The organism is Streptomyces sp. NPDC091377 (genome assembly GCF_044757045.1).
GTDB lineage: Bacteria > Actinomycetota > Actinomycetes > Streptomycetales > Streptomycetaceae > Streptomyces.
This window is the reverse complement of the sequence record NZ_JBIVUE010000012.1, coordinates 46,152-64,646: the sequence shown is the minus strand read 5'-3', so window position 1 is coordinate 64,646 and position 18,495 is coordinate 46,152. Positions and strand designations below refer to the sequence as shown.

At 71.0% G+C, this 18,495-nt stretch carries 11 protein-coding genes and 1 tRNA gene; 8 read left to right on the top strand and 4 right to left on the bottom strand.

The annotated features are described in order from the left end of the window. Nucleotides 1-125 precede the first annotated feature (125 nt). The 4 genes from ACIQNG_RS24860 (at nucleotide 126) to ACIQNG_RS24845 (ending at nucleotide 5,896) form a co-directional block, all read left to right on the top strand. Nucleotides 126-1,595 carry an FG-GAP-like repeat-containing protein gene (locus tag ACIQNG_RS24860; RefSeq protein WP_401487884.1) on the top strand — a complete coding sequence of 490 codons (1,470 nt, stop codon included), beginning with the start codon at nucleotides 126-128 and terminating at the stop codon, nucleotides 1,593-1,595. 93 nt (nucleotides 1,596-1,688) lie between these two features. Beyond that, entirely contained in the window at nucleotides 1,689-3,119 is a 1,431-nt protein-coding gene (locus ACIQNG_RS24855) for an FG-GAP-like repeat-containing protein (RefSeq protein WP_401487883.1), read from the top strand. A gap of 116 nt (nucleotides 3,120-3,235) precedes the next feature. Beyond that, nucleotides 3,236-4,705 carry an FG-GAP and VCBS repeat-containing protein gene (locus ACIQNG_RS24850; RefSeq protein ID WP_401487881.1) on the top strand — a complete coding sequence of 490 codons (1,470 nt, stop codon included), beginning with the start codon at nucleotides 3,236-3,238 and terminating at the stop codon, nucleotides 4,703-4,705. 192 nt (nucleotides 4,706-4,897) lie between these two features. Next, nucleotides 4,898-5,896 carry a Yip1 family protein gene (locus ACIQNG_RS24845; protein WP_401487880.1) on the top strand — a complete coding sequence of 333 codons (999 nt, stop codon included), beginning with the start codon at nucleotides 4,898-4,900 and terminating at the stop codon, nucleotides 5,894-5,896. Nucleotides 5,897-5,939: 43 nt separating this feature from the next. Here the strand turns inward: ACIQNG_RS24845 and ACIQNG_RS24840 are convergent, their stop codons facing one another. The 3 genes from ACIQNG_RS24840 to ACIQNG_RS24830 all read right to left on the bottom strand — a co-directional run bounded on the left by ACIQNG_RS24840 (nucleotide 5,940) and on the right by ACIQNG_RS24830 (nucleotide 7,253). After that, nucleotides 5,940-6,449, bottom strand: a complete 510-nt coding sequence (locus ACIQNG_RS24840) for a phosphoribosyltransferase (RefSeq protein ID WP_401488221.1) — start codon at nucleotides 6,447-6,449, stop codon at nucleotides 5,940-5,942. Between the two features lie 22 nt (nucleotides 6,450-6,471). Continuing rightward, nucleotides 6,472-7,047 (bottom strand): dCTP deaminase, encoded by a 576-nt coding sequence (gene dcd, locus ACIQNG_RS24835; RefSeq protein ID WP_401487878.1) that lies wholly within the window; start codon nucleotides 7,045-7,047, stop codon nucleotides 6,472-6,474. A 77-nt stretch (nucleotides 7,048-7,124) separates the two neighbouring features. After that, entirely contained in the window at nucleotides 7,125-7,253 is a 129-nt protein-coding gene (locus ACIQNG_RS24830) for a hypothetical protein (RefSeq protein WP_401436494.1), read from the bottom strand. A 333-nt stretch (nucleotides 7,254-7,586) separates the two neighbouring features. Between ACIQNG_RS24830 and ACIQNG_RS24825 the strand changes: the two genes are divergently transcribed. Both ACIQNG_RS24825 and ACIQNG_RS24820 read left to right on the top strand, forming a co-directional pair. Continuing rightward, nucleotides 7,587-7,660: transfer RNA gene (locus ACIQNG_RS24825), tRNA-Gly, on the top strand. Between the two features lie 253 nt (nucleotides 7,661-7,913). Beyond that, nucleotides 7,914-8,804, top strand: a complete 891-nt coding sequence (locus ACIQNG_RS24820; RefSeq protein ID WP_401487876.1) for an aminoglycoside phosphotransferase family protein — start codon at nucleotides 7,914-7,916, stop codon at nucleotides 8,802-8,804. Nucleotides 8,805-8,862: 58 nt separating this feature from the next. On the opposite strand, the gene ACIQNG_RS24815 is transcribed toward ACIQNG_RS24820, so the two are convergent. Next, nucleotides 8,863-9,795, bottom strand: a complete 933-nt coding sequence (locus tag ACIQNG_RS24815; RefSeq protein WP_401487873.1) for an RNA polymerase sigma-70 factor — start codon at nucleotides 9,793-9,795, stop codon at nucleotides 8,863-8,865. Between the two features lie 194 nt (nucleotides 9,796-9,989). On the opposite strand from ACIQNG_RS24815, the gene ACIQNG_RS24810 reads away from it, so the two are divergent. Both ACIQNG_RS24810 and ACIQNG_RS24805 read left to right on the top strand, forming a co-directional pair. After that, nucleotides 9,990-10,469 (top strand): carboxymuconolactone decarboxylase family protein, encoded by a 480-nt coding sequence (locus ACIQNG_RS24810; protein WP_401487871.1) that lies wholly within the window; start codon nucleotides 9,990-9,992, stop codon nucleotides 10,467-10,469. Between the two features lie 561 nt (nucleotides 10,470-11,030). Further along, a complete protein-coding gene (locus ACIQNG_RS24805) occupies nucleotides 11,031-18,482 on the top strand; it encodes a LamG-like jellyroll fold domain-containing protein (protein WP_401487869.1) in 7,452 nt (2,483 codons plus the stop codon). Nucleotides 18,483-18,495 lie beyond the last annotated feature (13 nt).

Sequence of the window (18,495 nt, the reverse complement as noted above, 5' to 3'; positions counted from 1 at the left end):
TGGTCTCCTGATCGCCGACCGCGCCGTGCACGGAGGGGTAACTCCCGGTGAACGCGTGCCGCGGTCGCACCCCCATTTGACTGCGGACGCCTGCCGGGCGTCCCCGCATGCAGCAGGAGAACCGCATGCACCAGCATCTGCGCATCGCCCTCGCCACCGCCACCGCGGCGACGCTGACGGGCGCTCTGCTCACCTTCGCGGCCGGCCCGGCGGGCGCGGCGGACTCGACGCGTGTCCCGGGAGCCGACTTCAACAAGGACGGCAGGTCCGACCTGGCCACCTCGGCCCAGGCGGCCCATGTCTCCGGCAAGAAGGAGGCCGGGCAGATCGTCGTCCTGTACGGCACCGGCACCGGAATCACCGGCACCAAGCGCGTCACCCTGAACCAGAACTCCCCGGGCGTGCCCGGCGCCGCGGAGACCGGTGACGCCTTCGGCCGGGACAGCGCGTACGCCGACTTCAACGGCGACGGCTTCCACGACCTCGCGGTCAGCGCCCCCGGCGAGGACGTCGGCAGCGACAAGGACGCCGGGACCCTGATCGTGCTGTGGGGCTCCGTGAACGGCCTCACCGGCAAGAGCGTCACGGTCGCCGACCCGGCGCCCACCGCCCACGACCGCTGGGGCAACAACCTCGCGGCGGGCGACTTCGACGGTGACGGCACCGACGACCTGGCCGTCGGCACCACCTCCTCGACCGTGCACATCCTCAAGGGCGGCATCACCTCCACCGGCAAGCCCGGCAAGGGCCGTTACACCCTCAAGGCACCGGTGCTGGCCGGCAGCGGCATGGGCCCGCTCAACCTCACCGCGGGCGACATCGGGGCCGACGGGACGAGCGACCTGGTGGTCGACGGCTACGAGAGCGCGAGCGCCCAGGGCTGGAACCGCAACTACTGGTTCCCGGGCGGCCCGAACGGCCTGTCCGCCGGCACGGCACAGCAGATCAAGCCCGGTGTGATCACCGCGATCGGCGACATCGACGGCGACAGCTTCGGCGATATCGTCAGCGGCGCCACCTGGGAGGACTCCGACGGGTTCGAGCACCCCGAGGGCGGCGCCAAGGGCGGCACGGTCTGGGTGACGTACGGCTCGGCGCTGGGGCCCGACAAGGTCACCCGCATCACTCAGGACACGGCGGGCGTCCCCAGTGTGTCGGAGAAGAAGGACCGTTTCGGCTGGGAACTGGACCTCGGTGACATCAACGGCGACGGCTTCCAGGACCTCGCGATCGGCACCGTCAACGAGAACATCGCCGACGACGTCGACACCGGCATGGTCTCCGTCCTGTACGGCTCCGCGAGCGGTCTGCGCAGCACCGGCGCCCAGTCCTTCCACCAGGACACGGCCGGGGTGCCCGGCACCAACGAGGACTACGACCAGTTCGGCACGGACGTCAAGCTCGACGACGTCACCGGGGACGGACGGGCCGACCTGCTGGTGGGCTCCAGCGAGGACCGCGCCGACGGATCGGTGACCTACCTCCCGTCCAACGGCTCGAAGATCACGACGACCGGTTCCCGCGCGGTCTCCGCCACCTCCGCGGGCGTCTCGACCACCGGCACCCCGTACTTCGGCGCCAACTTCGCCGACTGACGTACTCCTCCTCCCCTCCGTCCTCCCTCTCTCCCGGCCGGGCCCGTCACCACCACGTGCGGGCCCGGCCCCGATGCCCCCGGAGCATCCCCCTTGCGCAAGCGCACTCTTCTCCTGGCCACCGCCCTCACCACGGGCCTGCTCTCCGCCCTGCCCGCCGGGACGGCCACCGCCGCTCCCTCCGGACTGGCGCACGACTTCAACGGCGACGGCTACCGGGACCTGGCGATCGGCGCGTTCGGTGCCGACGCCGGGTCGAAGCACGGGGCGGGCGCCGTGGTCGTGATGTACGGCTCGGCCTCCGGTGTCTCCACCAAGAAGGCCGTGTTCACCCAGAACTCGCCCGGCGTCCCGGGCACCGCCGAGAGCGACGACCGCTTCGGATACAGCCTCGCCGCCGGTGATCTCGACGGCGACGGCTACAGCGATCTCGTCGTCGGCGCCCAGTACGAGAGCACCGCCGACAAGCGGGGCGTCGGCTCGGTCCTCGTCCTCTGGGGCGGCACGAGCGGCCTGTCCGGCGGCTCCCAGCTGCCCGGCCCGTCCGGCCGGACCGAGTGGGGCGGCTTCGGCTCCGACGTGGCGGTCGCCGACGTCGACGGCGACGGCAAGCTCGACGTGACGGCCACCGGCCAGAGCCGCACCCACCTGTACATGGGCCCCTTCAAACGCACCGGCGCCCCGCGCAACCACTTCCCGGTCGCCGAGACCGGCAGCACGTACGAGGCCATCGCCGGCGATCTGACCGGCGACGGCAAGGCCGAGCGGGTCTACCCGTTCGGCGTCGACGGCGACGAGCGCGGCGACATCCGCTACTTCACCCACGACCCCGGCAACGAACAGTTCCCCGAGTCCGACTACGCCATGATCGAGCTTCCCGACGCCGACGGCGACCCGGGCGCGATCGGCGACGTCAACGGCGACGGCTACGGCGACCTGGTCCTCGGCGACTACACGGACCCCACCGGGTCGGTGCCCGGCGGCCACAAGGGCGGCCAGATCTCCGTCTGGTACGGCGGCAAGGGCGGCGTAGACCCGACCCAGCGCCCGACCGTCATCCACCAGGACACCCCGGGCGTACCGGGCGCGGGCGAGGCGTACGACGGCTTCGGCGCGGCGGTCGCGGTCGGGGACGTCAACGGCGACGGCCGCGCCGACGTGGCCGTGGGCACGAGCGGCGAGGACAACGGCTCGGCGACCGACTCGGGTTCGGTGACGGTCCTGTTCGGCTCGGCCGCCGGCCTGACGGGCACCGGCGCCAAGTCCTTCACCCAGAACACGGCGGGGGTGCCCGGCTCCAACGAGCGGGGCGACGCGTTCGGCCTGGCCGTCCAGCTCACCGACCTCAACAAGGACCGCAAGGCCGAACTGATCATCGGCTCCGGCTACGAGAACGAGAACGGCGGCGTCACCGTCCTGCGCGGCGCGACGACCGGCCCGACCACGTCCGGCGCCACGTCCTTCACGGCGGGCGGCGTGGGCCTGAAGGGCAACGCGGTGTTCGGCTGGGAGATCGCCGAGTGACCCACGAAGGGGGTCGGCCCGGGGAGTGCCCCTCCCTCCCTCTTCTTGGGCCTCTTGGGCCTCTTCGGCCTCTTCGGCAAGCTGCTGGACGATCTGTTCCACCCGAAAGGACCGGCATGAAGCATGACCCCGCCGGTGTGCGCACCCGCACGCATCTGCTCACCGCGGCCCTCACCACGGGGCTGCTGACCGGGCTGCTCACCGCCCTGCCCGCCGGGACGGCCACCGCCGCGCCCGCCGGGTTCGCGGACGACTTCAACGGCGACGGCGTCCGCGACCTGGTGACCGCCGCCCCCGGCGCCACGGTCGGCGGCAAGGCGTACGCCGGTGCCGTGGTCGTCAACTACGGCTCGGCGTCCGGCATCAGCGCCGCCCGCCGCACCGTGCTCACCCAGAACACGGCCGGCGTCCCCGGCGGGGCCGAGGCCCACGACGAGTTCGGCTCGGCCCTCGCTTCCGGCGACCTCGACCGCGACGGTTACGCGGACCTGGTCATCGGCACCGAGAAGGAGGACGTCGGCGGCGACAAGGACGGCGGCGGCGTCACCGTCGTATGGGGTGGCAAGGACGGTCTGTCGGGCGGCTCCTCGGTCCCCGACCCGACGCCCTCCGCGCACGACGCCTTCGGACTCACCCTCGCCGTAGGCGACTTCGACGGCGACCGGCGCCCGGACCTCGCCGTGGGCAGCACGGGCAAGGACGTCTGGATCCACGAGGGCCTCGGCAGGAACACCCCCGCCACCGCCCGTCACAAGGTCACCGCCGATCTCACGACCGGCATCGTGGGCGGCGCCCGGGTCCTCGCCTCCGGCGACCTCGACAAGGACGGCACGGCGGACCTGGTGGTCGGCGGGTCGTACGCGACCGACGAGCCCTCCGCCTACTTCGACGGCACCCAGGTGTTCCTGGGCGGCGAGGCGGGCCCGGTCCGCCAGGCGGTGCTCCGCAGCGGCGCCTACGAGACCGCCGCGGTCGGCGACGTCGACGGCGACGGCCATGACGACGTGGTGACCGGCGCGTCCCCCGGGTCCGTGCGCGCGGACGACGGCGGTTCGGTCAGCGTCTGGCTCGGCGGCCCGGACGGGGTACGCACCCAGGCCGCGCAGACCCTCACCCAGGACAGCCCCGGTGTGCCGGGCGCGGACGAGCCGGACGACTGGTTCGGCCACGCGCTGTCGCTGGACGACATCGACGGCGACGGCCGGGCCGACCTCGCGGTCTCGGCCAACTTCGAGACGATCGGCGCCGCCGAACTCGCGGGCAGTGTGACCGTGCTGCGCGGCGGCCCGGCGGGCCTGACCACCACCGGCGCCCAGTCCTTCACCCAGAACACCGCGGGCGTCCCCGGCACCGCCGAGACCGGCGACCGCTTCGGCTGGTCCCTGCGCCTGACCGACGTCAACCGGGACGGCCGCGCGGACCTCGCCGTCGGCGCGGACGCGGAGAACGCCGGGGACGGCGGCGTATGGCTGCTGCCGGGCACGTCGACCGGCGTCACGACGAGGAACACCGTGAACTTCGGCCCGTCGTCGGTGGGGCTGTCGACGGCGGGGGCGCCGCGGCTGGGGGCGGGGATGCTGAGGTGACGTAGGGGGGAGCCGCCGCGGAGAACGGCGGCTCCCGAGCCCCCACGGGGAACCCGAAGGCCCCTGCCCCCGGATCCGCCTCGGATCCGCCCCCGGATGCGCCCTCGATCCGACCCCGATCCGACCCCGGATCCCCCTCCGATCCGCCCTCGATCCGACCCTGAACCGACCCTGATGGCCTCCCCGTAAGGGATGTCACAGGTCGGCAGCAAACCCGCCGGTTCGACCCCGGCTCCCGTACGCGGCCCGGCAAGACCAGGTACGTTCGGTGACGTGGCTGGATTCAGGATCGGACGCGGCGGCCGGGACGACCGCGCCCCGCAAGCGCGACCGCAAAACCCTCCGTACGGGCAGCAGGCCCCCCAGGGACCGCCGTACGGCTATCCCCCCGCGCCCCCGCAGGCACCGCACTCGCAACCGCCGTACCCGCACCAGCAGCATGCGCAGCACCCGCAGGGCGGTGGCTACGGCGGTGGCGACCACGGCGAGCCCGAGTACTTCGGTGACGGCGGCGGCTACCACCAGGGCACCCCGGACCCGTACGCGGCGAACAACCCGGGCCACACCCAGGCGTTCTCGATCGACGAGGCCACCGGTTACACCCGGGGCCAGACCTATCACGCGGGGGCGGCCCCGGCCGGCCCGATCGGCCCGAGGCTGCACTGGAAGGCCCTGCTGAAGGGCATCTTCCTGTCGCCCAAGCAGACCTTCCTCCAGATGCGGGACTACGCGATGTGGGGCCCGGCCCTCGTCGTCACGTTCCTGTACGGACTGCTGGCCGTCTTCGGCTTCGACACCGCCCGCGAGGACGCGATCAACGCGACGCTCGCGAACGCGATCCCGATCGTCCTGACGACGGCGGTCGCGATGGCGCTCAGTTCCTTCATCCTGGGCGTGGTCACCCACAGCCTGGCCCGTCAGCTGGGCGGCGACGGGGCCTGGCAGCCGACGGTCGGCCTGTCCATGCTGATCACCTCGCTCACGGACGCGCCGCGGCTGGTCCTCGCGATGTTCGCGGGCGGCGACGCGACGTTCGTGCAGATCGTGGGCTGGATCACCTGGGTCGCGGCGGGCGCGCTGCTGACGCTGATGGTCAGCCGCTCCCACGATCTGCCGTGGCCGAGGGCGCTGGGCGCGACGGCGATCCAGTTGGTAGCCCTGCTGTCGATCGTGAAGCTGGGCACGCTGTAGCAGCGGGTGGGCGTTGGCAGACGGGCGTTCGCGGGCGGGTGGTTCAGAGGGCTTCTTTGTTCACCTTGGCCTGGCCGCCGGCGGCGTGGACGGGCGGGAGCACGGACCAGGGGAAGTTGATCCATTCATCGGTCCGTTTCCAGACGTACTCACACTTCACCAGTGAGTGCGATTTCTCGTAGATGACGGCGGAACGCACTTCGGCGACGGTGTCGAGGCAGAAATCCCGCACCAGCTTGAGCGTCTTGCCGGTGTCGGCGACATCGTCGGCGATGAGCACCTTTTTGTCGGAGAAGTCAACGACATTGGGAACGGGTGCGAGCATCACCGGCATTTCAAGGGTGGTGCCCACTCCGGTATAGAACTCGACATTCACCAGAGAGATGTTCTTGCAGTCCAGCGCGTAGGCGAGGCCACCGGCGACGAAGACGCCTCCGCGGGCGATGGAGAGGACGACGTCGGGCTCGTACCCGTCGTCGGCGACGGCCTGGGCGAGTTCCCGGACGGCGACACCGAACCGCTCGTAGCTGAGATTCTCACGCTCGTCACGCATATCGCCGTCACTCATATCGCCGTCACACCTGCGTCCGGTGGAAATTGAGGAAGGAACGCGAAGCGGTGGGCCCACGCTGTCCCTGATAACGCGAACCGTACCGCTCGCTCCCGTACGGGAATTCGGCGGGCGAGGAAAGCCGGAACAGGCACAGCTGGCCGATCTTCATGCCGGGCCAGAGCTTGATGGGCAGCGTGGCGAGATTGGACAGCTCAAGGGTGACGTGCCCGGAGAACCCGGGATCGATGAACCCGGCGGTGGAGTGGGTGACCAGCCCGAGCCGCCCGAGGGAACTCTTCCCCTCCAGCCGGGAGGCAAGGTCGTCGGGAAGCCCGATGACCTCATACGTACTGGCGAGAACGAACTCCCCCGGGTGCAGAATGAACGGCTCGTCCCCCTCGGGCTCGACCATCCGCGTCAGGTCGACCTGCTCGACGGAGGGGTCGATATGGGGGTACCGATGGTTCTCGAACACCCGGAAGTACCGGTCCAGCCGCACATCGACGCTCGACGGCTGCACCATGGATTCATCAAAAGGATCGATCCGCACTCGCCCGGCGTCGATCTCGGCCCGGATGTCCTTGTCTGAGAGAAGCACGTCCCGAGGATACGCAAGGCGCGCGGAGCCACCACCATCGCGGCATCCGCGCGCCGACCCGGGCACCTGCCGGGGCCCTACCCCTTCTGCCGCTGCAGGGCGACCGGCACGACACTGCGCAGCCGCGCACACCGCGGACATCGCACCAGCCGACCGGGGCCGAGCCGCTCGGCCTGCTGCATCGGGAACGAGGCGGTGCTGAACACGTGCCCATCGGCACATCGGACGACGGTGCGCTCCATCAAGTCCTAGAGTCCCTTCCCCAGAGCCGCACCCGACTCCTGCTCGCCGGGCGACGAACCCCCACATTACGGGATGAAAGGGACGCCCCTCCAGGCGGCACTCCGACCCCGGGAACGCCCTCCCCCACACCCCCACCGTACGCCCCAACTACTCCCACCCACACCCGCATCCCCACCTGAAACCCCCTCAGCGACCCCCCTCCCCCACGAACGCACCAGACCCCCGGCATCAGCACCGGGGGCCTGGCATGGGGTACAGTGAGCGAACGTTCGGACCCGACGATGTCGGCGTTCTACGCGGGTGTAGTTTAATGGTAGAACATCAGCTTCCCAAGCTGAGAGCGCGAGTTCGATTCTCGTCACCCGCTCCATGAAGAAGGCCCAGGTCATCGACCTGGGCCTCAGCCGTTTCCGGGCCGCGCCAGGCCGGGCCACTCAGCAGGCGCCATACGGCCTCCCCCCTCGTTCCATCGGCGCCGTGCAGGTCCAGGTCCTTGAGATCGGCCACGTCCTTGATATCGGTAGGTGACTACCAACGGATCGGTGGTTGTCGCAGGGGCCGCCGTGAGATGTCCCCGAGAGCGAGATCCTGCTCTGTCTGCCGCCTCGGTACTGTGACTTCGTATGACCGAGATCGAGATCACCGCAGACCTGGTCCGTGACCTGCTGGAGGAGCAGCACCCGGACCTCGCGGGGTTGGACATCCGCGAGGTGTCGGGTGGCTGGGGGAATCAGATGTGGCGGCTCGGGGATGGGTTGGCCGTGCGCATGCAGCGTATGGATCCCACCCCGGAGTTGCAGCTCAAGGAGCGGCGGTGGCTTCCCTCGCTGGCACCGCGCCTGCCGCTCCCGGTGCCGACGCCGGTGCGGTTCGGGGAACCGTCCGGGCGCTTCCCCAAGCACTGGACCGTGATGACATGGGTTCCCGGCGAGCCGCTCGATCAGGGCTCGATCAGCCGCGGTGACCACGCGGCCGACACACTGGCGGGCTTCCTCCGGGCGCTCCATGTGGAGGCGCCCGCCGAGGCGCCGGTCGCCACCGACCGCGGTGCCCATCCCAGGAACTGCACGGGCGGGTTCGAGGACTTGTTGCGGGCCGTCGCGCCCGATGACATCGCCGCCGACGTCCGGGCCGTCTGGGACGACGCCGTTGACGCCGGGGAGTGGGAGGGGCCGCCGGTGTGGGTGCACGGCGACCTCCATCCCGCGAACGTCGTCGTCTCGGACGGAACGCTCTCGGGCATCGTCGACTTCGGTGACTTGTTCGCCGGCGATCCGGCGTGGGACCTCGCCGCCGCATGGGTGCTGCTGCCCGCGGGCACGGCCTCACGGTTCTTCGACGTGTACGCGCACGCGGACGAGGCGGCGATCCGGCGGGCCCGCGGGCTGGCCGCCATGAAGAGCCTCTTCCTGATGCTCATGGGGCAGAACGGCGACCGGGGCCTTCCCGGTGGCAAGCCGCACTGGGGACCGGCGGGTCGGGCGGCACTCGATCGTGTCCTGAAGGGGGTCTGACGCGGGCTCCCTGATCCGGCCTGACGGTCATCTCTCTGTGCCCCGGAAGCGAAAGAGGTCAGCGGCGCAAGGTGGTCGCCCGTTCCAGACGCGACAGCTTCTCGGGGTTGCGCACCGCGTAGAGCCCGGTGACAAGGCTGTCGTCGACACGCAGGGCCAAGACGGTGTCGATCTCGCCGCCCAACCGGACGATCAGCGCCGGGTCGCCGTTGATCTGCGTCGGCTGCAGAGACATCGCGTCGGCGATCCTCCCCAGCACCTGGGCCACCTGGTCGGCCCCCACGACGGGCGCCGGTGCGGCCCGCACGACTCCGCCGCCGTCGGTCAGCAGGACGACGTCCGGCGCGAGGAGTTCCAGCAGGCGTTGCAGGTCACCCGTCTCGACCGCCTGCTGGAACGCCTCCACGGTGCGGCGGGTCTCAGCGGCGGAGACGGCCCCGCGTGGCCGGCGCGCGGCGACGTGGGCCCGTGCCCGGTGGGCGATCTGGCGGACCGCGGCCTGGCTCTTGTCCACCGCCTCGGCGATCTCGTCGTACCCGAGGGCGAACACCTCGCGCAGCACGAACACCGCCCGCTCCGTCGGGGTGAGCGTCTCCAGCACCAGCAGCATCGCCATCGACACGCTGTCGGCCAACTCGACGTCCTCGGCCACGTCGGGCGTGGTCAGCAGCGGCTCGGGCAGCCAGGGGCCGACGTAGGACTCCTTGCGGCGGCCGAGGGCGCGCAGCTGGCTCAGGGCCTGCCGGGTGGTGATCCGGACGAGGTACGCGCGCTGGTCCCGCACGGTGTCGGGATCGACGCCCACCCACCGCAGCCAGGTCTCCTGGAGGACGTCCTCGGCGTCGGCGGCCGAGCCGAGCATCTCGTAGGCGACGGTGAACAGCAGGTTGCGGTGGGCGACGAACGGCTGGGTGACGCGGTCCATGCGGTCGTGGCGAGCGGTCGGCCCGGAGGTGTTCCTCGTCCCGTCGCCCGTGGTTCGGTCGTTCATCGCCGGCTCCTGTCCCGCTCGTTCGCTCTCGACTGCGCCGACCACCAGACGCCGGCCCCCACCGTTCTGTGACGCCCGCGAACGGTGACGGAGGCCACATCGCCGCGCCGTCACAGGGGGCGGGGCGTCGGCATCTTGTGTCCGTCCGGTGCGGATGCCGGCACCCACCACGAGTCACGAGTGAGGACGACGTCATGGAACCTCGTTTCAACCTGTTCGACAGCCCGACCGCCGCGAAGGTCGCCAAGCGGTTCTACAACACCTCGTTGGTCCTGGAAGGGTCGACGCTTCCGAAGGCCCTGCGGGAACTGGTGGAACTCCGGGTCGGCCAGATCAACGGCTGCGGTTTCTGCGTCGACGTCCACACCAAAGAGGCCGCAGCCGCCGGTGAAACCGCCCTCCGGCTCCACCTGGTCGCCGCCTGGCGGCACACCACGGTGTTCACCGACGCCGAGCGGGCGGCACTGGCCCTCGCCGAGGAGGGCACCCGGCTCGGCGACCACGGCGTGTCCGACGCGACCTGGGCCGAGGTGCGCAAGCACTACGACGACGATCAGGTCGGCGCGCTGGTCTGCCTGGTCGCCCTCATCAACGCGGCCACCCGGATGAACGTGATCGTGCACAACCCGGGAGGCTCGTACGAGCCGGGCATGTTCGCCGGTACGTCGACCTGAGCGGGAGGCGAAACGCGGCCCCCTCCTCCCTCCACCCCCTGGTCAGGTCCATTCAGGTCATTTCGCCTGTTGCTCTCCTGCGGGCCGCCAGGCACCACGCGGGGTGAGGCGCGCGGCGTCGCTCGGGCGTAGGGGTGGGTCGGAGTGCGGGGGTTCTGCCTGGTCCGGCATCCGGGGGGTGGTGAGAGGGGGTTGGGCAGGGGGAGGCGGGGTGCGGTGGGGATGCTCGGGCTGTGGGGGCGGGCTCGGGGTGGGCGGCGGGGCGGATGGCCGCGTATGAGCCATTCCGGGAGCGATCAGGCCGCGGTGGTCTGTTTGTTCGATATTCGGGTGACGTGGGTGTGTGGTCGACTATGGCGCGCTTCTTCACCGGGTCTTCACCTGCGGTCGAGAAGCCGTGTGTTCGTCGTGCCCTCCACCCCTGCCCATTGCCGCTGCGCGCTGCCCCCGCGCATCGCGCACTGCCCTACGCACCCCCCACCCCCCACCCGCCGTCCGCGTCCGCGTCCGCGTTCGCGTTCATGTCGGCGGGTCTGTCGAGGACGGAAGGACGGATGCTCCATGACGGCTGAGCTGAGTCTGCAGAAGGTCTACAGCGACCGCCAGTACACCCACACCACGATGGTCCGCCACCAGGGGACGGCCTTCGCCTTCGCCCTGGACGGTCAGCGCAGGATCGTCTACACCGTGCTGGACCTCTCGGTCCACGAGAACGCGAAGGGCGAACTGGACGCCGCCTACTGGTCCGAGAGCCCGGTCGAGCTGCCGTTCCCGGGTGAGATCGTCAAGGTCGGTTACGCCGTGGCGGGGGCGACCGCGATACCCGTCGTCAAGCGGGGCGGGCGGACCGAAGCCGGACCGGACGAGCTGCTCGCCCCGGAGGAGACCGACCCCTTCCTCTCCTCCACCGCGCGGCTGACCGCGCCCGCCGTGCCGTTCCAGGTGCTGTCGGACGGCACCTACGTGGTGGTGCTGCGGCAGGCGGTGGACGGCGGGCACGCCGACGCCGTCCATGTCCTGACCCAGGGCGGCAGCTCCGGCAGTTCCTCCCGTACCGACTACGTGCGGGACTCCGCCGGGGCGAAGGTGCCGGTGGCCGCCTCGACCCTGCTGTGCGACCGCTTCCTCTTCGTGGGCGGGGTGCTGAAGCCGGTCAGCGAGGTCCGGTTCCGCCGCAGTCGGCACAAGACGAGTCCGGAGTCGACCAAGGACAGCCTGGGCGCGGCGGACATGGACGGGAAGCCGTTCTTCGAGCCCACGCAGGAGCTGGCGTTCGTCCGGAACCTGACCGGGGGCCGGTTCAGCGCCGTACTCACCCCGACGGCGGTGCAGGGCCGGCAGCGGTGGCAGTTCTTCGCCCACAACTCCGCCACCAAGCGGATCGACTCGTTCAATGTGGAGCAGGGCGCCGAGGGGCTGTTCAACACCCAGGGCACCCGCTACTGGACCAGCCCGGATCCGCAGTACCAGGCGTCCGTCTACGAACGGACCCCGGGGACCTGCCCCTTCACCGGCCGGCCCCTGGTCCCGGTGGTGCCGGAGGCGCTGCACGCCGAGAGCGCGGTCGCCTTCCCCGAGTCCTCCCCCAACCACTGGATCGACTGCGGCACCCCCGCCCTGGGCCTCGGGACGGGCCCGTACACGGTGGAGGCGTGGGTCAAGCCGGGGAGGGGCAGCGGCGTGGTGGTCGGGCAGTCGGACTACTCGTTCCAGAAGGGTTTCCGGTTCAGGGTCTACACCGATCAGGTCGGCCCCAACAGCACCCCCACCGACGACCGTCACCTGGAACTCCAGCACCCCAACGGCAGTGTCTGGGCGTACAACGTCCTCAAGAAAGGGGCGTACGCCCATATCGCGGCCTCCTACGACGGCACCACCGTGTTCCTGTACGTCGACGGGGCGCTCGTGAAGCAGGGCACCCTGGCCAGGGCGTCGGCCGCTACCACGAGCCTGTCGATCAACTCGTCCTCCACCTCCGGCGGCGGTTACTCGGGGGTCGTCGACGAGGTGCGGATCTGGAACCGGGCCCGCTCCCAGACCGAGCTGGAGGAGGAGCGGACGCACCGGCTGATCGGCAACGAGCCGGGGCTGGTGGCCTACTACCGGTTCGACGAGGCGAGCGGTACGAAGGTGTACGACCAGACCGACACCGCCGCCCACGGCACCTTCTACGGCAGCCCGGCCTGGGTCGCGTCGGAGGCGCCCGTCGGGGACCACCCCGGGGTGCGCCGGGACAGCTTCACCCTGGACGGGCGCGATGTCGTCTCCGGTCTGACGGCGTCCGTCTACTACCAGCAGGAGCGGCTGGCGGCGGGCCACAGCGGGGCGGTCCAGCCGGCCAAGCGGCAGGCCCGGGTGCTGCTGGCCTGCGCGACCCGGCCCACCGGGAACACCACGGCCGAACCCGCCGTCGCCACCGTCGACTTCGGCATCGGGGTGGACGGCCGGCTGGCCCAGATCCCCGATGTGGTCACCCTCACCGGCCTCCCCCAGCAGAGCACCTCCTCCTCCAGCACCGTCGACACCCTCAACCAGCGCATCAGCACCCTCCAGACCGAGACCGACCAGCTGGGACAGGGCATCGTCACCCTGCGGAACCAGTTGGCGGCGCTCGGGCCCGACCGCCAGCTCCCGGCCGAGCAGTGGGTGGTCGAGACCCTGCGGCACAAGGTGGACCTCTCCCTGCGGTCCAACGGCACGTTCTACGGTCTGGGCACCGACGGCACCACCACGGACGGGGCCCCGATCGCCCTGCTCAACCGCATGTCCTGGTGGTATCTGCTGCCCCTGCCGGGCCGGACGTGCACCGTGGCGATCGTCGATGTCAGCACGGGCAGCTTCCGGGTCCTGGAGGCGGAGAACGGCGGCACGGCCGCCGGCACCCGGCTCGTGCTCAAGCAGCGCAGCTTCGCCCAGCCACTGCCCGCGTCGGCCCAGTGGGCGATCAGCAACCCGTACCAGATGGAGAACCGGAACCAGAGGTTCCAACATGTGGCCAGCGGGAAGTACCTGGGCGGCGCGACCCTCGTGGACCAGAGCGCGGCGCCCGATGTGTACACCGGCGGCTCACGCGAACCCGTGCCCGATCTGCTGAACCTGGAGAAGCATGCGCAGGAAGACGCGCTGCACTCGTCCATCGCGGACAAGGAGCGGCAGCGGGCCGCCAAGGGGCTTGAGCTGGACAGCGCCCGGGACGAGCTGGCCCGGCTCACCGACGGGGCGCAGGGCGCGGCCGATGTCACCCTGAAGGTCCCGCTGATCGGCGTCGACGCGAGCGGACTCAGCGTCTCCGGGGCCCTGCTGACGTTCGCCAAGGCGGACAGCACGCCGTTCCTCCTGGACAGCGCCGCGGGCCGGGTCGCCCTCTACTACCGCGGCAGCGCCGACAGCCAGTTCTACGCCGCCTACCTGGACACCGCCACCGTACGGTCGACCCTGCGGCTGACCGGCACGGAGGGGCCGGTGCTCTTCACCGCCCGCGACCCCGGCGTCGACATCAGCAAGGACACCACGCTCGCCGTCACCGCCGGTGCGGCGACCTCCCTGTGCACCCTGACCATCACCCGCGGCGGCGAGAGCGAGACCTTCCGCGACATTCCGCGCCGGGCCCGGGAGCTGGCCGCCGTCATCAACGGGCTGCCGGACGAACCCGTCAGGATCGGCACCGTGGCCACGGCGACGGGCCGGAACCTGACCCTGGCCACCGGCACTCCCCTCGAACTGTCCGACGCGAGCTACCTCCAGATCGGCGCGGGCCGCTACCGGGTCACCTCCGCCGTCCAGAGCGGCGCGACGGCCGTCACCGTCGCCACCGATCTGCCGACCGGCCTGACGAACGCCGTGGTCTCCCTGGTGCACCACGACCCCGGCCTGGCCACCGCGTCCCGGCCGGGCGTCTCCCTGGCCCGCGGCTCCCGGTGGATCGCCGTGGGCGCCCAGAGCGCCGACACCCTGGTCCCCAACGGCACGGCAGGCGAGGCCACCCCCGGCCACGGCACCCGCTGGCGCGGCGACTCACCCGGCCGGGCCCTGTCCTTCGACGGCACCGTCCAGCGGCTGTCCCTGCCCGACGCCCGACTCCCCCAGCTCGCCGCCCCCGCGGGTGACCTCAGCCTGGAGATCTGGGCCAAGCCCGATGTCATCACCACCGCCCCGGGCCGTCAGCGGCTCGTCCAGCTGGAGTCCGGTGAGACCAAAGCGGCCCTGATGGTGCTGCCCGCCGCCCGCGCCATGGTGCTGAACGGCTCCACTGCCATGTCGATCACCAACGCCAATCCGACGAACACGGACTTCACCATCGAGTGCTGGCTCAAGCGCTCCGCGAACCGCGCGAACCAGACCGACACCATCGTCTCCTGCGGCACCAACGGACTCACCATGGGCTTCACCACGACGGGAGCCTTCAGTTTCGGCTTCGGGACCGGAAGCTCCGTGGAGACCCTCACCACCACGGCCACCTACACCGACACCGACTGGCACCACTGGGCGGTCACCTTCAACCGCACCACCAAGGTGCAGACCATCCACCGCGACGGCGCGGAGGTCGCCCGCCGCACCGCCACCACCCTGCCCGCGAGCGCGACCTTCCTCATCGTCGGCCGCGCCGACAGCGGCGGCTCTCCGCTCTTCAACGGGCACCTCGCCGAGCTGCGCACCTGGAACACCGCCCGCTCGGACGCGGAGATCACCGCCCGCAAGGACCGGCCCGTCATCGGCGACGAGGCCGGCCTGACCGGAGCCTGGAGCTACCGCAAGGGCAGCTCCTCCTACAGCGACGGCGCCCTGCTGTTCACGGACCGCTCCCCCTCGGGCCGCAACGGCGGCCTCTGGGGGAACGCGGACAACAGCGACTCCCCGCTCGGCTACCAGGTCGTCGCCAAGGTCGGCGACCGGGTCCGGATCAGCGACCGGACCTGCCCCATCGGCGAATGGTCCCATCTGGCCGCCGTGTTCGAGCAGTCCTGGGGGATCCGCCTCGACGGCTCCTCCTGGGCGGAGGCCCCCGACGCCGATCAGCTGGACCTCACCGAGGACCTGACCGTCGAGGTCTTCGCCAGGATCGACACCCTCGGCTCCCGTCAGGGCCTGGTCGCCAAGGGCGCGCTCGGCGACAGTTCGGGGACGGTGCCGTACCAGTTCTCCGTACTGCCCGACGGGCGGCTGGAGTTCGCGTTCGAGGAGCCCGGCCCCAGCGTCAGGCGCTACACCTCCGCCACCGCGATCACCGCGGGCTTCCACCGGCTGGCCGTCGTCCGGCGGGGCGGCAAGTCCACCGAACAGGTCAAGGGCACCAAGGACTTCACCTTCAAGGACGCGGACGGCAGGGAGCAGACCAAGACCGTCGAGGTGATCGACCGGGTCGACACCAAGTCCTGGGACGACATCGTCTTCGTCGCCGACGGCACGGAGATCGGCACCGGCCGCTACACCGGCCCCGGCCCTCGCGGCAGTGACGGGACGCTGGAGATCGGCCGCGCCCGCAGCGCCTCGTCGGTCCACCCGCTGACCGGCGCCATCGGCGAGGTCCGGATCTGGAGCAAGGCCCGCGACACCGCCCAGCTCGGCACCCCGCTCCAGCCCCGCGACGAGGGCCTGGTGGCACGCTGGTCGTTCGAGGAGAACGCGGGCAGCACCACCGCCGACCCGGCCGGCGGCCACACCCTGCGGCTGCGCGGCGCCCGCTGGACCACCGACCCCGACCCGCAGGCCAGCACCTTCCGCCTGTACCGCGACGGACAGCCCCTGCCCTCCACCGCCGTCTCCACCACCTCCCTCCAGGGCTGGAGCGGGAACCAGCTCACCCTCGGCGCGATCAACACCGGTGGCACCACCTTCGCCGACTTCTTCCGCGGCACCCTGGAGGAGGTACGGATCTGGCAGAGCGCCCGTACCCAGGAGCAGATCCTCGACAACCTCTTCACCCGCCTCAAGGGCGAGAAGAAGGACCTGCTCGCGTACTGGCCCTTCGACAGCTCCTCCACCACCACCAGCGCCGCCACGGTCGCCGACCACTCCCTGCGCGGCAACCATCTGGACCTGGGCAGCGGTACCAACCGGCCCACGGTCACCCTGTCCTCCGCGCCGGTCTCCACCGACACCTCGGCCGTCCGCTCGGCCCTGGGCGGGGGCGCCTCGCCCTTCCAGCGGACGATCTCCGCACCGCCCGCCGCCGCCGAGTACGCCGATCTCCAGTACGCGGCCTCCGGTGAGGCGTTCGGCGTCCTCAAGCGCTGCTACAGCCATCTCAAGGACGGCACCTGGAGCCTCATCACCGGGTACAAGGTCGGCGACCTGGTCAGCGAGTGGGTCAGTCAGGTCCAGTTCGACCCGCAGCTCATCGGCTACATCGAGGGGGCGCCGCCGGTCCCGTCCGAGAACCTGACCAGCACGACCACCACCACGGAACCCGCTGGCTGCTCCAGCGTCACCTTCCAGCAGGCCGACGAGGTGGTCTCCACCCTCTCCTCCGACCGCGAGCGCAGCGTCAACACCTCCTTCAGCATGTCCGCGGGGATCGAGGTGGACGAGGACATCCTGATGATCACCGCCCCGCTGGGCATCGGCACCGCCCAACCGCTGGCCTCCATCGCCCTGCGGGCCCGGATCGGCGGCAGCGTCGAGTTCTCCAACGCCTGGACGGACGAGACCTCCGTGTCCCAGGGCACCAGCACCGAGCACGAGACGACCGCCACCCTCACCGGCCACTGGGAGGACCGGACCCGGCCCCTCAACAGCGTCCTCGGGCAGCGCTACGTCCCCACCAACCAGGGGTACGCCCTGGTGCAGTCCGAGACCGCCGACGTGTACGCCCTGCGGCTGGCCCACTCCGGCACCCTGGTCGCCTACCGGATCACGGCGAACCCGGACATCCCCAAGGACTGGAACATCATCAGCTTCCCCATCAACCCGCAGTACACCAAGCAGGGCACCCTCGACGGCGCGGTCGGCTTCAACGACCAGGGCAAGGTTCTCGACCCCGCCTACCCCACCGCCGGCCAGTACGGCGAGTACAGCTACTTCAAGCCCCGCGAGGCGTACGCCCTCAAGCGCCGCATCCTGCGGGAGCGGCAGGAGCTGGAGACCTACTACGGCACCGTCTCCACCGAGACCCACGACGCCGACCCCACGCAGGAGCGCGCCGCACGGCTGCTGGACTCCGCCCTCGGCTCCACACCGAACGCGCCCGGCAAGATCCCGCCCACCCAGTCCGCCGGCTCCTTCGCCAACCGCAACATCGCCAACACCTACGTCTGGACGGCCGACGGCGGCTTCTTCGCCGAGACCACCGGCACCACCGACGTCGTCACCCAGACCACCGGCGGCTCCTACAGCCTCACCGGCTCGGTCACCACCTCCCTGGAGGTCGACTTCGAGATCGCGGGCATCGGCGCCGGCCTCCAGTTCGACGCCTCCGTCGGCGGCGGCCTCACCGTCACCCGCCACCGCTCCAAGGAGGCGACCCGCTCCCACCGTCTGAACGTGGTCTGCAACCCCACCAACGACCTCCAGAAGTACGACGCGGCCGGCAAGCCGGTGTACGCCGAGGGCAAGCCCGTCCTCGCCCCTGGCAAGGTCGACGCGTACCGCTTCATGACCTTCTACCTCGGTCAGGACAGCACCCACTTCGACGACTTCTACAACAAGGTCGCCGACCCCGTCTGGCTCGCGAACAGCGCCGACGCCGGTGCCGTGGCCCTGCGCCAGGCCCGCCAGAGCGACCACCAGCCGCCCTGCTGGCGGGTCCTGCACCGTGTCACCTACATCTCCCGCATCCTGCCGCCGGTCCCGCCGCCGAGCGCGCCGCCGATCGAGAGGGCGATGAAGAACCTCGACATCTCCAGCAACTACGAACTCATCCGCCGCCTCGACCCCTACGTCAGCTCGGCCGCCACCACCAGGGCCCACCTGGCCGGCGCCGTCCGTACCGCCCTCACCCTCCACCTCCCCCAACTCCTGCCCCACGCCGCCACCATCACCGTGTTCCTCGCCGACTACTACGACGTCACCGACTAGGGAGGACTAGGGT

Coding starts and splice junctions, on each gene's coding strand:
- ACIQNG_RS24860 (WP_401487884.1), top strand. CDS start 126: ATGCACCAGCATCTGCGCATCGCCCTCGCCACCGCCACCGCGGCGACG.
- ACIQNG_RS24850 (WP_401487881.1), top strand. CDS start 3,236: ATGAAGCATGACCCCGCCGGTGTGCGCACCCGCACGCATCTGCTCACC.
- ACIQNG_RS24845 (WP_401487880.1), top strand. CDS start 4,898: ATGTCACAGGTCGGCAGCAAACCCGCCGGTTCGACCCCGGCTCCCGTA.
- ACIQNG_RS24840 (WP_401488221.1), bottom strand. CDS start 6,449: ATGCGTGACGAGCGTGAGAATCTCAGCTACGAGCGGTTCGGTGTCGCC.
- ACIQNG_RS24820 (WP_401487876.1), top strand. CDS start 7,914: ATGACCGAGATCGAGATCACCGCAGACCTGGTCCGTGACCTGCTGGAG.
- ACIQNG_RS24815 (WP_401487873.1), bottom strand. CDS start 9,795: ATGAACGACCGAACCACGGGCGACGGGACGAGGAACACCTCCGGGCCG.
- ACIQNG_RS24810 (WP_401487871.1), top strand. CDS start 9,990: ATGGAACCTCGTTTCAACCTGTTCGACAGCCCGACCGCCGCGAAGGTC.
- ACIQNG_RS24805 (WP_401487869.1), top strand. CDS start 11,031: ATGACGGCTGAGCTGAGTCTGCAGAAGGTCTACAGCGACCGCCAGTAC.